The organism is Veillonella parvula, assembly GCF_945949885.1.
In the GTDB taxonomy this organism is placed as follows: Bacteria; Bacillota; Negativicutes; order Veillonellales; family Veillonellaceae; genus Veillonella; species Veillonella parvula_B.
The window spans coordinates 1-12,198 of record NZ_CAMFFZ010000039.1; the positions used below are offsets into that span (position 1 = coordinate 1).

The following is a 12,198-nucleotide window of genomic DNA, read 5'->3' on the forward strand; positions in this document are numbered from 1 at the left end:
TGTTTCTGTTTCTGTTTCTGTTTCTGTTTCTGTTTCTGTTTCTGTTTCTGTTTCTAACAAGTGTACCACTTAATCATGATGTGGTTTCAATGCTTTTTCGTAGTTTTCAGAAACTTTATCCCAGTTAATAACGCGGAAGAATTCCTTGATATAGTCTGGGCGACGGTTTTGGTAGTGCAAGTAGTATGCATGTTCCCAAACGTCTAAGCATAGAATTGCTTTTTTACCTTCTAATAAAGGGTTATCTTGGTTCGCAGAGGATGTCACTTCTAGCTTGCCATCTTTGTTAACTACAAGCCAAGCCCAACCAGAGCCAAAACGTGTAGCTGCCGCAGTAGAGAAGCTTTCAACAAAAGCATCGTAGCCACCAAGTTCAGCGTCGATAGCCTCTTTCAAAGGGCCTTGCAATTTAGAAGTATCTGGTTTTGTCATGATGTCCCAGAACATGGTGTGGTTCTTGTGACCGCCACCATTGTTGATAACTGCTTGACGGATATCTTCAGGCACATTAGCAATATCGCCGAGAATGCAGTCTACACAGCCATACGGAAGATTAGGATATTTCGCGATAGCAGCGTTCAAATTATTAACATAGGTTTGATGATGCTTGTCATGATGCAATTTCATTGTTTCTGCATCGATAACAGGCTCAAGGTAATCATACGCATACGGTAATGGTGCGAGTTCGAAAGGTTTCATAATAGTCCTCCTTAAATTTAGGGTATAGAACAATGCTAACTATTTCGTATCATCGTTCTTGTGAAAGCGATTCGATGCACCTGCATCGGTAATATAGAATCAATCTACTAGCATAGCATATATACTTCAAGAAGAGACTGATTATCCTAACGTAACCAGAAGTTAGGATATAATATTTCAGCTAACAAATTGATATGAATTATCATTCTTTATCTAATTGTACACATTATATAGAAAAACGTCAATATAAAAGACGAACATAAAAGGCCATAGGAACTCCTACAGCCTTTAATTAGTTTATTGTTATGTGACTTTTGGTTAGCAATAACACATAGTTTTATATAAATTTGATTCACAAGTTAGTCAATGATGCACTGACACATTTGCATCGTTGTTAATGCCGCTTGATGGGACTCTTCTGTTACGCCAGCACAGCAACTAGAATCGATATGAATCGGAATCTCTGGCAAGCCTGCTTTCAACAGGATCGCATTGGAAACAACGCAAATATCTGTGCATAATCCGATGAGCGTAATAGACTCAATAGGATTTACCCTATCCATGCCCTCTAAGCGACTTACTAGCTCAAAAGAGGCAAAGTTTGGCTTATCTACAAAGGATACGGGGCTCATGATTGAACGACCTTCTGCAGTCTCGATCAATCCCTCCACAATATGCCAGCCCTCGGTATTTTTCACGCAGTGTGGCACTGGTAAAAGCTTCCCTTCTTGACGCTCCAAGTAATCGCTATCATGAGTATCACGAGTAAAGATAATAGGACCATCAAAGCTTTCAATTTTCTTACGCACATTATCTACGATTAACTGTGCTTGCAATGAGCCAAGTGCACCATCGACAAAATCATTTTGCATATCGATTACTACCAGAACCTTTTGCATAGTTCCTCCTGTATATAGCTACAAAATAAAGTATTTATTTCCAATCAATATTAGTTATACTCTTTATTCTTTATAACATCAATAGTATCTACCAACTCTATAAATTGTTATCAAGTTTTTATCAAAGTGTTATCAATGAGTCATCGAAGCCCACCTCATACTTTACCGATAAGTAGATATATGACGGACTTCTATTCTTCTGCTATAGCATGTCGTACCCGATTCGGCTCATTATGTGCTAGTTTCCCTGCCGCTGCTGCCGCTACGGCACCAACCAAATCATCGAGAAATGTATTACAATGCCCGCCCTCTTCACTATCTAGTTTTTTGATAACACCTGGCTTCACCTTGTCTAAATATCCATAATTTGTAAAGCCAATGGATCCATACAAATTAACGATGGAAAAAGCTAAAATTTCATCAATACCATATAGGCTTTCATCATTGGCCACTATGCGTTGTAATGGTTGAGATAATTTATTTTGCTCTGTCAACTTATCCAGCTCTATGCCCGTAATAATTGCATTATGTACCTCCCGTTTAGATAGTACAGAAGCTACGCTATCGCTACACTCTTCAAATTTTAAATTTGGCATATATGGTTTTTGTACGTAAAAAACGAGTTCTGCAATGTCCTCTAATGTGACACCCCGTTCAGCGAGAAGCGCGTAAGTATATCTCTCTAAATCTTTTGTAGACTCCATAAGTCCTCCTTTATCATTTCTTTAGATTATTATCAGATAACATGACAATACTAACGGGAATCGTTACAACGAGTGCTTCATCAGTATCAACATGTTTAGTATCCCAAGCCGCCTCTTTAGCAGTCTCTTCAAAAATTGGGTACGCTTCACGATCTAGCTTCCAATTATTAGGACCTGCTTCAACAGCTATAATATTACCCTTATCGTCCGTCTTAATCTCTATAGGAACGATTAATGTTCCATCTGCACTCGTTTCAAAAGCCTCTGGTGGAATAAGCACATTATAAGAAATCTGTTGTTGCAATTCATAATTACGCTTGTCGGCAGGCTTTAAATCTGTAGCCAGAGAACTAATAGGACTCATCATAGATACTAATAAGGCCAATAAAATAACACGGTTAAATATAGTTTCCTCTCATCTAAAAACTCTCTTACTATATGCATTATAAGTTGATTATACCACGAAAAAATCCCTACCGAATTTTTATCGGTAGGGATTCCTTAGATTAGATTTTCTTAACCATTTCAGATTTCAATGCCATCGCACCGAAGTCATCGATTTTACAATCGATATCGTGACCGTCGCTTGCATCGGTGATGAGGCGAATATTTTTTACGCGCATACCTTGTTTTAATACGCCCGCACCTTTTACTTTGAGGTCTTTTACAACAACAACTGTATCGCCATCAGCGAGCTCGTTGCCATTAGCATCGCGAATGATACCCGCTTCAGCTGCAGCTTGTGCATCAGCCGCTGTCCATTCGTTGCCACACATAGGGCAGATAAACATATGACCGTCTTCGTATGTGTACTCATCGCCACACTTAGGGCAGTTAGGTAAATTTGCCATTTAGATCTCCTTTTTTCACTACATAATGAAAGTATTATACCATATGAAAACGTTACCTAACTACCTAAGCAATAAGTCAAACGCTAATTAATATTACTTACATGAGTTATAATCTATAAATCTATAAATTTTAAATATTACACATTATACTAATTCTAACTCTTGCTTTAATGCTCTCTGTAAAATTTGTGAAAAATTAAGTTGCTTCTCTTCAGCTTTATGATTTAACCAGCTTGGTATTGTAAGGGTCTTTTTTACAGCTTTATTATCGGTTCTTTTTAAATATTCCTCTTCATCCCATTTTACTAAATCTATGAATTCACCTTTATTACATTTAATATCAATTGGATTGCTTGCTTCCGGAAATTCTTCACCATCTTCACTTAATGAATATAAGTAGATGCCCAATGCATCTTCAGCCATTTCTACTGCTTCACGTAAAGTATTACCTTCAGTTACACAGCCTAACAAATCCGGAAAACTTACTGTATATCCAGTTCCACCATCTGTACTAAATACAGCTGGGTACATTTCCTTTCTCATTTTTTCCTCCTCCTATCTAGACATTCAGTTTGTGATTATCTTAACTCCACCATTTTATCTTGATAGGGGGCTATTTAAGCCCCGCTTGCTTCAAGATTGTTTGTAATGTTTTAGGTTTTAAATCTTCTTTATGTAGTGCTATAGTCACTCGCCCATTTTTTGTTGGATGTTTTAATATATGATGTGAGCCTCTAATTCTATCAATATACCAACCATCCTTTGTTAAAACCTTCATTAACTCTTTTGGTGTAGTCAAACATCAATCACCGTCCTTTTATATTTTTGACTTATATATATTTTAATACGTATTTATACGTATGTCAATTATTTGTAATCTTAATTCAAAAGATTTTCATACAACTCTAACTTATCTTCAAGATTGTTCTTATAGCCTTCCAATCGTTTAATTTCGGCCTCAATAAATCGATAGTGTTCTTGCAACAGTATCATTCTTTCATGGACCGTATGAGATCCGGCATACCTTAAATCCGCATATCGCTTGATATTCGCAAGCGGCATTCCCATGTCTTTCAAGCGTTTAATAAACTGCACAAAACCTATATCCTCCGCATGGTAATTGCGAATGCCGTTCTGTCGCTCGATGTGGAGGAACCCTTGATCCTCGTAATATCGCAATGTAGAAATAGACAGCCCTACCAATTTTGAAAATTCACCGATTTTCATACTTTCACCACCTTGACCTCAAGTATACTCGAGCATATATCATACGTCTAGACGGAGGTAATAATTATGAAAGAAACACGTTTTAACATCGGCATGAACACATTAAAACAGATTGACGGGCTGCACGGCGAGGAGGTGTATAACACAATTCAAGAGATTTCACCGGCCATAGCCGATTTATTGGTCGAACTGTTCGGCGACATCTACACGCGCCCCAACCTGGATTTCAAGGAACGGGAACTGATTACGCTCGCATCCCTGTTAACGCTGGGCGGTTGCGAGGCACAGCTGAAAGTACACACCAATGCGGCACTCAATGTCGGTATTGCGCCCGAGCAAATCGTAGAGGTCTGTACCCACTGCATCCCCTATGCGGGATTTCCACGCGTGCTGAATGCACTGTTTACGGTGAAAGCAGTCTTTGAAGAACGGAATATCCTGAATTAAAGAGTGACCTGCAAAAAGAGAGGGGTTCCGGATGGAATCCCTCAATAATGCTATATGTACATTACACGACGCATCCAGATTGACGATATACGCCAATATCATTATAATATAATAAAGAGATAGTCGACGAGTGGTTCCGTCAGGCTCATCCCAAAACATTATAAAACATGCAGAAATGGCCTTTCGTTTTCAGCTACCAGTTGGTAACGAAGGGCTATTTGTCATTATTACGACAAATCAGCACTATCAATGCGCCAAAGGAAATAACGACAGTTAAGATCCCGAGGACAATCATAATGACTTCATAAGCATTCATAGGCTTTCACCCCCTTCAAAGAAAAAGGGTGTCCCAACCTCGTTCGACTATCTTACGTTTATTATAAACCGAACTTATGTTCTATGCAATAAAAAATCTATTAATAAATATTAGCCTATTTATAACTAACAAAGGGAGACTCTTGATAGAGCCTCCCTATTTACTATCCAAGTCGTTTACACAATATCGCATAGAGTATCATGCTAATAATGACACTCATAACAGCTTGAATGGCGTTCGTCAATATACTAGCAATGGCTACGCCTGGGTCGAATACAAAGTATTCGGCGATAAAGTAGCCGGCTACGATAACAATACCACCTACGATAGTTGCTACCAAGGCAGAGGTAGTTGTCTTATTCTTATAGACAGTACCGACAAGATAGCCTTCAATGCCTTTCACAACGAAGGTGATGGGTACAAAGACTGCATAGCCGAGGAATAAATCAGCTAGCGCCGGGCCGATAGCACCAATATAGGCGCCATATTTTCGACCTAATAATAGAGCTGACGTCATAATAACGACATCTCCTACATTGAAATAGCCGCGAATGCCAGGTACTGGAATTTTCGTGTACATGGTAAACAATGTTGCGAGGGCAATCAATACGGCTGTGAGTACTAACGCGGACGTAGTACTGCGGGTTTGAACGTGTTGCATAGCGTCCTCCTTATAAAAAATAGACATGTGACTATATCCATCACATGTCTATACTATATACCTTTATAGTAACACCTGCAAATAAAAGAAATTAACAATACTTCCTTAGCAAATTCTATCGTTATTTACTTTCAGAATAAATACTCTTCACTAGACTTTAACTTAATATAGATACCATTTTACTATACAAATTCCTTCATCCTGACGATGATTAAATAGAAAGGAACTAGCCATGAATATTTTAATCATTTACACCTATCCTAATCATCAAAGTTTTAATGACGCTATTCTGAAAGTAGTGCAACAGAATCTTTCAAAGGATCACAATGTGAACACCTTGGATCTATATGAGGAGCAGTTCGATCCTATATTGCGATTTGATGATACGCACAAACGTCGAGATTTAAGTACTGTGCCCGACATGGAAAAGTATCGCAATATGATTACTTGGGCAGACCATATCATCTTTATCTACCCAATTTGGTGGAGCGGTATGCCCGCAATGCTCAAAGGCTTTATCGATCGCGTATTTACAGCAGGCTTTGCCTATTCATACGGTAAAAGAGGCCTTATAGGTCATTTACAAGGGAAATCAGCCTGGATTATCACCACACATAACACTCCCGCATTTTTGACGCCGTTTATCCAGGACTATGGCAAGGTATTGAAAAATCAGATTCTGAAATCCTGCGGCATCAAACCGGTTACACATACCCAGTTGGCGGGCACGGAAAATAGCTCGGACGAAAAACGCCGGTGCTTCTTAGACAAAATCGCTAATATCGCCAGAAGTATTTAACATTTCTAGTATACTATGATTTTTTACCAAAGATTACTTGGTTGCCAAAATAACTCTTCATCCATAAGTAAACTAACTATCTTTAAACAATTGCCTTTGCTCATCAGCATAAGCCTTTAGCAATTCCTTTTTACACGCTTTATCCATCGTAATCATTTCCTTCTATAATTCCTTAGATATTTGAGTACTCTATCTCTACCAATAATTCTAGCAATTTAGCTTCTTGCTCATTAACTTTATCTAACAATGGCGTCCCTAATAAAAGTACTTGCAGTGAATAATAATAGAAGCTAAAGAATAGATCATCAGGGAACACCTCATCTTCCTCATAGCGAATCATATCTTTGTCTTCATCGTATCCTTCAGACCAAAGATATTTTTCGTTGAGCATATCCACAAAATTTGGTAATGGATCTGCATATTCCAACACAAGACTATCTCTAATACTTTCAGCAATGACAATAAACAACTCTACTAATGCTTCAGCTAAATAACGAGCCACTTCATTATGACGTTGCTCTTCAACGGCTTTTTTGAAAGTACGTAATAAAAAAATTAATGCAAACGGCGTAGAATGCCATAAAGTCGATTGATGTTCAATAAAAACCTCTTAAAATACTCTTTTATTGCTGATTATTTTCCGATTTTACAGATTAAAAGAATAGGCTTTCATATGGCGTAATGCTACCATCTTCTTCATGGTAAAAGCCTTGGTATACAGGTTCTCGATGTGTTGCGTCATAGAACTTTTGTAATTCATCAGCCAAATTTGCTTCTAATGGCATGCCTAGCGCCTTAACAACGATTTCCCATTCATCCACTTCTGTATAGGATGTAATTTGATTATGTCGCTCATTAGCATAGGCTTCAAGAGTAGACATATCCGTATATTGACTGACATCACAATAGTCATGCCAGCAAATACTATACACCAATAAATGGATTAAATCGTCTATACTTTCAGCTATGCGACCACATTGGCCTTCACTACTAACATAGCCGATAGAGCCATCCTCTAATTGATGATATTCACCGCCGGCACCATCACGAGCAAAAGCCTTTCCATCCATAGAAAAGGTACATTTTCCCTCAATCTCATCACGTTCCGTAGGTTCATCGAGCAAAAAGAAATCAAATAGTGCGTCAAAATCTGCTGCCAAGTTAGAATCTTTATGTAATATTTTTAAATAATCCATATTGTTACCTCTTATAGATTCACCTATTCTCTCTATTTCATCTCTTATTTTCTCGTAATCCTAACAACGCAGAAACCTCGCTCATACTGAGATTAAACATGTTGCTTTCTAAATCAATAGGTACAAAATAATAACAAACTATATCTGCACCAAACTCATCTTCTAGCTTTAGCCATTCTGTCCCTGAAAGCACGGTAAATCCGAGCGTATCATCGCCAAGGCTTTCAGCAAACCAGCGCACCTCATAATCAGGTTTAACGAAGTCGTTGAAATATTTGATAGTCACATCCCGGTCTTTCTCATCACCGTAGGGAATTAGCAATTTTTTATTGCTCTTTTGTAGTACAATATCGTCACCATACTTCTTTCCATTGCTAACGGTTTGAATGTCGATAGGCTCATCCATCATGTCATTAAAATAGTTCACCACATCTTCGTCATCCTCGCGCCAGTCAATCCAGATGATAGCTTCGGAATCAAATAAATCATCTAAATCCATATCATGACTAAAGAAATCTTTGACTAATTTATACATATCTTCCATAGTCTCTCTCCTACATATCACTTATATTTTTAGGTAGAATACAACACCAGTATCACCACTTTAAAACAACTCTATAAGGTTTCGTATATCACATCTTGTTGAGCCGTAAAGTTTTCATCAAAAGGAACCAAAACATATAGATGTCCTGCTGGGGATTCTCCCACATCATAGCCTAGTGCAAATGCATCGTAACAACCTGATTTATCCAGCATTATATCCGTTAGCGTTAGTACAACAGACTCTTCTTGCGGTATTCCCTTTTGTATGAGCCCCTTCGCCAGTTGGTCTAATTCATCTAATTGAACATATAATTGCTCCCATATTAATAGTGAAAGTACATCATCTTCAGTATAACCGGTACAACTAATATTAAGTTTTTTAAAGGCTTGTCCTTCATTCTTTAAACGATTAATGCCCAATCGGCGAGATACAAAGTAAACGCCATACGGTTCCTCAGACCAGCTTTCAACATTCCATAATGTCATTAATTCCGATTTTCTCATTAGGACTCTCCATTAATTGGTTATCCTGCAATATCTGCATCAACAGGGTTCCCATCCGCATCAATATGGGCTATGATACAGTGCCCCCAGAAGATATCATCGTCGTCATAATATACCTCTATGGTACCATCATTGCGAAATGCCAATTCACCCATCGTAATACGCTTAGCAAATACGTCTGACGTAATCGGATCTTGATCGTCATTGTCGAGCCAATAATTAGCGAGTTCTAACAAGGTCTCACTAATATATGCACTAATTCGTTGTTCAAATGCTTTGAAATTCTCGATTGTATTGAAAGCCGCCAATGCTACGGTACAGCTTTCATCAGAACCCTCATCCACATCAAGAGTGAATGCATAATCACCAATTCTCGCTGTGTAATATTGATACTCTCGATTTAAAAGGAAGTCACCCCTGTCGGTATGAAGGTATTTAGGGTTTTTCAAATACGTCGACAACGCCTCTAACTCACTATGTTTAGCATGCTCCTCTAATACCTCAAGCACATAATAGCGATTATTCCAAGACGGGCGCATATAGCCGAGGTCCTCTAATGGTTTTGCTTTCTTAACTAACAATTTATAGACCCCATGGGGCTCAAAAGAATAACCCCATCTATCGTCAAGACCCTCAATAATCCACGTCAAAATGCCTTCGCTACGGTCAAGCACGCCAGTTCGAGTATCTAGAATAGCATCAGTAGACACCAGTGGTCTATGGTACTTCTCTAAATAAGGACTAGCCCCATTCGCATCACTCCGCGGCAATGCATAGATTTCAAACTCTTCCGGCTTAAACTCTGCTTCATATTCTGGTAGACGTACAATACTCATATAACTCTCTCCTATTCATCACATTTTACGGTTCTACAGTTCAGAAATACATCCTTTTATAGATGATGCCATAGCATAATTGCTTCTGTAACATTAACATGTTCTGTTACCTATCACAGACGTTCTGCTACATCGATTCTATGTAATAGTTCTTTTCCTAGTTCTTTGGCTGTTTTGAATTCCTCATTTGAAAGCACCATGAGCACAAAGCTATCGGTTCCAATATCCATGCCTGCTAACGTATAGTTTTCCCATTTAGAATTAAGATCAGCACACCAGTCCATAATAACTTGATCTTCATCTAATGCTGATAGGTCAATAGTTAGATCTTCGCCGGTATCTAAAGACTTGTCACGTATTAATTTCTGTACATTATGAATAAAATCCTCTAATTCACATTTACAGCTTAACTCTACGGCATATCCTTTAGCTACTAGTTTCTCATAAAGGTTCCACCAACTACCTTCTAAAGCTTCCATGGAGCGTAGCTTTGCCTTGGGTATAAATGATTTAGCTTGTTTAGCATCGCCTAGTAATAACGTTGCTAGCTCTGTAAATGTTGGTTTCATCTGCTCTATATCTAGATTTGCTACTTCTACACACAAACTACGATCAGGTACTCTGCGTTTTTTCACAAAAGCCCGCATCATCTTCACCGCATCAGGATAACTTACATCTGCCATACGATAGGTCTTACCATCTATGTCTAAGAATATATCCACTGCATCCTGCATTTTCCCTACACGGGCTTTCATCGCAGTACAACCATTGATCGCATGAGGTGGGTATAACTCCATGTACATGAAAAATCCATCATGCATGGCCTTTAGGGTATTATCTATGCCAACTATGTTAAAACCGTTTCGATTATAATCAGGGCTCTTCATATGCCACTCTTCGTAGTTATCGAAGAGTTTTTCTTGAATCCAATTATTAAAATTCATAAGGATATACCTTTATATAACTACCTTTTACAAATACACTATTTTATCTAATTATAACATTATTTATAACTTAAATAGCATGATTTATAAGTATATTAAATAACAACATATAGATACAAAAATAGGGATGTGAATTATCACATCCCTATTAACCAGTCTAATACATTACATTGCTGAATTCCATTATAATTATGAGGTTTATAGAGCTCATCCATAGTGAGTAAAAATTTAGGATACTGATCTTTAACTGCTTCTAATGGTGCTAACTCTCTGTCTCTAGTAGTTGGATCCAATACACTTTCTGATACTTGGTAGTACTCTAATATGCCTCCAGGCTTTTGAGCAACGAAATCTATTTCTCCCTTTGTTAATTGTCCAACATATACTGTATATCCTCGACGCCGCAACTCAAGGTATACAACATTTTCTAATACATGTCCCCTATCACGGTTAATATCAGGTAGTAATAGTTGCTTAAAAGCCATATCCACTACATAATACTTAGGACGTAATCTTAATAATTCTTTGCCACGCACATCAAATCGTTCTGTATTATATAACAACAAACTATCTTCTAAGCCCCTAAGATAACGTTCTACAGTTTTATTATCTACCTTTCGACCTGCGCTTGTTAATGAATTTGCAATCTTTGTGGGATTAATCAAGCTACCAATATTGGCGAAAATATATCTCACAATACTTTCAAGTAATTTAATATCTGCAATTTTTAATCGATCAACAATATCTTTTAAAACAACGGTATTAAATAAACCTTGTAAATAATCCTGCCGACCTTGCCAATTTTCCGACATATGTAAAAGCCCTGGGAATGAGCCTTCACTTACATATTTTTCATATAAGGCCATTCGTGAAAGTCCACTTTCACTATAGGCATCGACGTATTCCTTATAAGACAAGGGAAGCATCTCAATTTGTACATAGCGACCTGTGAGAAGTGTAGCCATATCAGAGGACATAAAATAAGCATTAGAACCTGTAATATATATATCAATATTATCTTGTACAAAGAAGTTATCTACTACACGCTCAAATGATGGTACATGCTGAATTTCATCGAGGAATAGATACATTTTTTTACTTGGAATAATCCGTTCATTAATGTATTCATATAAAGCCCGATAATCTCTTAGTTTATCATACTCCATCAACTCAAAATTAATATCAATAATTTGTTCGACTGTTACATTATCGGCTAATAACTCATCTTGAAACAGCTTAAATAACGTAGATTTACCACAACGCCGTATACCAGAAACAACCTTAATAATAGGTCTATTTTTATGTCTTCGAAGAAAATCTAAATAATATGGTCGCGATACTAATGGCATACACTTGCCTCCTCTCCAAATAGGTTTTAAAACCTAATTTTATATCCATTATATCATTTTAAGATCTTAAAACCTAATTTTTATATTTTTATATTGTATTTTGGGTTTCAAAACCTTAATTCAATCATGCCGCTATGGCACAATTTTTATAATAGATGAATTGCAATAGATGGATTGCAATAAGTAATGCGACAAAATTAAATCAATTTTCTAATCTCATGTT

Annotated in this window: 17 protein-coding genes and 1 pseudogene; 2 read left to right on the forward strand and 16 right to left on the reverse strand. The window is 37.4% G+C overall.

From position 1 onward, the window contains the following. Positions 1 to 69: 69 nt before the first annotated feature. From Q7O55_RS09015 to Q7O55_RS09050, 8 genes are all read right to left on the reverse strand, one after another. Entirely contained in the window at positions 70 to 699 is a 630-nt protein-coding gene (locus Q7O55_RS09015) for a superoxide dismutase (RefSeq protein ID WP_303929847.1), read from the reverse strand. Between the two features lie 359 nt (positions 700 to 1,058). Continuing rightward, on the reverse strand, positions 1,059 to 1,598 hold the full coding sequence (locus Q7O55_RS09020; RefSeq protein WP_303929848.1) for a cysteine hydrolase family protein: 540 nt from the start codon (positions 1,596 to 1,598) through the stop codon (positions 1,059 to 1,061). Positions 1,599 to 1,789: 191 nt separating this feature from the next. Beyond that, on the reverse strand, positions 1,790 to 2,302 hold the full coding sequence (locus tag Q7O55_RS09025; protein WP_303929849.1) for a phosphatidylglycerophosphatase A: 513 nt from the start codon (positions 2,300 to 2,302) through the stop codon (positions 1,790 to 1,792). 13 nt (positions 2,303 to 2,315) lie between these two features. After that, positions 2,316 to 2,708: a hypothetical protein gene (locus Q7O55_RS09030; RefSeq protein ID WP_369691724.1), complete on the reverse strand. Its 393-nt coding sequence runs from the start codon at positions 2,706 to 2,708 to the stop codon at positions 2,316 to 2,318. Between the two features lie 100 nt (positions 2,709 to 2,808). Further along, complete coding sequence (locus Q7O55_RS09035; RefSeq protein ID WP_303929851.1) at positions 2,809 to 3,153, reverse strand: zinc ribbon domain-containing protein YjdM; 345 nt, start codon at positions 3,151 to 3,153, stop codon at positions 2,809 to 2,811. Positions 3,154 to 3,297: 144 nt separating this feature from the next. Then, positions 3,298 to 3,696 carry a type II toxin-antitoxin system HicB family antitoxin gene (locus Q7O55_RS09040; protein WP_119563244.1) on the reverse strand — a complete coding sequence of 133 codons (399 nt, stop codon included), beginning with the start codon at positions 3,694 to 3,696 and terminating at the stop codon, positions 3,298 to 3,300. 70 nt (positions 3,697 to 3,766) lie between these two features. Next, positions 3,767 to 3,952, reverse strand: coding sequence for a type II toxin-antitoxin system HicA family toxin (locus Q7O55_RS09045; protein ID WP_004694602.1), 186 nt, complete (start codon positions 3,950 to 3,952; stop codon positions 3,767 to 3,769). 80 nt (positions 3,953 to 4,032) lie between these two features. Beyond that, positions 4,033 to 4,380 carry a MerR family transcriptional regulator gene (locus Q7O55_RS09050; protein ID WP_303929852.1) on the reverse strand — a complete coding sequence of 116 codons (348 nt, stop codon included), beginning with the start codon at positions 4,378 to 4,380 and terminating at the stop codon, positions 4,033 to 4,035. 66 nt (positions 4,381 to 4,446) lie between these two features. Between Q7O55_RS09050 and Q7O55_RS09055 the strand changes: the two genes are divergently transcribed. Continuing rightward, positions 4,447 to 4,827, forward strand: coding sequence for a carboxymuconolactone decarboxylase family protein (locus Q7O55_RS09055; RefSeq protein ID WP_303929853.1), 381 nt, complete (start codon positions 4,447 to 4,449; stop codon positions 4,825 to 4,827). Positions 4,828 to 5,306: 479 nt separating this feature from the next. Here the strand turns inward: Q7O55_RS09055 and Q7O55_RS09060 are convergent, their stop codons facing one another. Further along, positions 5,307 to 5,804 (reverse strand): ECF transporter S component, encoded by a 498-nt coding sequence (locus Q7O55_RS09060; RefSeq protein ID WP_303929854.1) that lies wholly within the window; start codon positions 5,802 to 5,804, stop codon positions 5,307 to 5,309. A 232-nt stretch (positions 5,805 to 6,036) separates the two neighbouring features. Here Q7O55_RS09060 and Q7O55_RS09065 point away from each other — a divergent pair, with 232 nt between their 5' ends. Then, a complete protein-coding gene (locus Q7O55_RS09065) occupies positions 6,037 to 6,603 on the forward strand; it encodes an NAD(P)H-dependent oxidoreductase (protein ID WP_303929855.1) in 567 nt (188 codons plus the stop codon). Positions 6,604 to 6,775: 172 nt separating this feature from the next. On the opposite strand, the pseudogene Q7O55_RS09070 reads toward Q7O55_RS09065, so the two are convergent. From Q7O55_RS09070 to Q7O55_RS09100, 7 genes and pseudogenes are all read right to left on the reverse strand, one after another. Next, positions 6,776 to 7,204, reverse strand: a pseudogene (locus Q7O55_RS09070) (hypothetical protein); the annotation flags it as partial. Positions 7,205 to 7,256: 52 nt separating this feature from the next. After that, entirely contained in the window at positions 7,257 to 7,799 is a 543-nt protein-coding gene (locus tag Q7O55_RS09075; protein WP_303929856.1) for a hypothetical protein, read from the reverse strand. A gap of 37 nt (positions 7,800 to 7,836) precedes the next feature. Further along, complete coding sequence (locus Q7O55_RS09080; protein ID WP_303929857.1) at positions 7,837 to 8,343, reverse strand: hypothetical protein; 507 nt, start codon at positions 8,341 to 8,343, stop codon at positions 7,837 to 7,839. A gap of 71 nt (positions 8,344 to 8,414) precedes the next feature. Further along, positions 8,415 to 8,846, reverse strand: coding sequence for a hypothetical protein (locus Q7O55_RS09085; RefSeq protein ID WP_004694583.1), 432 nt, complete (start codon positions 8,844 to 8,846; stop codon positions 8,415 to 8,417). Positions 8,847 to 8,866: 20 nt separating this feature from the next. Further along, a complete protein-coding gene (locus Q7O55_RS09090) occupies positions 8,867 to 9,682 on the reverse strand; it encodes a DUF2262 domain-containing protein (protein ID WP_303929858.1) in 816 nt (271 codons plus the stop codon). A 113-nt stretch (positions 9,683 to 9,795) separates the two neighbouring features. After that, a complete protein-coding gene (locus tag Q7O55_RS09095; RefSeq protein WP_303929859.1) occupies positions 9,796 to 10,626 on the reverse strand; it encodes a DUF6630 family protein in 831 nt (276 codons plus the stop codon). Positions 10,627 to 10,763: 137 nt separating this feature from the next. Beyond that, positions 10,764 to 11,975 (reverse strand): ATP-binding protein, encoded by a 1,212-nt coding sequence (locus Q7O55_RS09100; protein WP_303929861.1) that lies wholly within the window; start codon positions 11,973 to 11,975, stop codon positions 10,764 to 10,766. Positions 11,976 to 12,198: the final 223 nt, after the last annotated feature.

Excerpts from the sequence above, each read along its gene's own strand:
- Q7O55_RS09015 (WP_303929847.1), bottom strand. The coding sequence starts at position 699 with ATGAAACCTTTCGAACTCGCACCATTACCGTATGCGTATGATTACCTT.
- Q7O55_RS09020 (WP_303929848.1), bottom strand. The coding sequence starts at position 1,598 with ATGCAAAAGGTTCTGGTAGTAATCGATATGCAAAATGATTTTGTCGAT.
- Q7O55_RS09025 (WP_303929849.1), bottom strand. The coding sequence starts at position 2,302 with ATGGAGTCTACAAAAGATTTAGAGAGATATACTTACGCGCTTCTCGCT.
- Q7O55_RS09035 (WP_303929851.1), bottom strand. The coding sequence starts at position 3,153 with ATGGCAAATTTACCTAACTGCCCTAAGTGTGGCGATGAGTACACATAC.
- Q7O55_RS09040 (WP_119563244.1), bottom strand. The coding sequence starts at position 3,696 with ATGAGAAAGGAAATGTACCCAGCTGTATTTAGTACAGATGGTGGAACT.
- Q7O55_RS09050 (WP_303929852.1), bottom strand. The coding sequence starts at position 4,380 with ATGAAAATCGGTGAATTTTCAAAATTGGTAGGGCTGTCTATTTCTACA.
- Q7O55_RS09055 (WP_303929853.1), top strand. The coding sequence starts at position 4,447 with ATGAAAGAAACACGTTTTAACATCGGCATGAACACATTAAAACAGATT.
- Q7O55_RS09060 (WP_303929854.1), bottom strand. The coding sequence starts at position 5,804 with ATGCAACACGTTCAAACCCGCAGTACTACGTCCGCGTTAGTACTCACA.
- Q7O55_RS09065 (WP_303929855.1), top strand. The coding sequence starts at position 6,037 with ATGAATATTTTAATCATTTACACCTATCCTAATCATCAAAGTTTTAAT.
- Q7O55_RS09075 (WP_303929856.1), bottom strand. The coding sequence starts at position 7,799 with ATGGATTATTTAAAAATATTACATAAAGATTCTAACTTGGCAGCAGAT.
- Q7O55_RS09080 (WP_303929857.1), bottom strand. The coding sequence starts at position 8,343 with ATGGAAGATATGTATAAATTAGTCAAAGATTTCTTTAGTCATGATATG.
- Q7O55_RS09085 (WP_004694583.1), bottom strand. The coding sequence starts at position 8,846 with ATGAGAAAATCGGAATTAATGACATTATGGAATGTTGAAAGCTGGTCT.
- Q7O55_RS09090 (WP_303929858.1), bottom strand. The coding sequence starts at position 9,682 with ATGAGTATTGTACGTCTACCAGAATATGAAGCAGAGTTTAAGCCGGAA.
- Q7O55_RS09095 (WP_303929859.1), bottom strand. The coding sequence starts at position 10,626 with ATGAATTTTAATAATTGGATTCAAGAAAAACTCTTCGATAACTACGAA.
- Q7O55_RS09100 (WP_303929861.1), bottom strand. The coding sequence starts at position 11,975 with ATGCCATTAGTATCGCGACCATATTATTTAGATTTTCTTCGAAGACAT.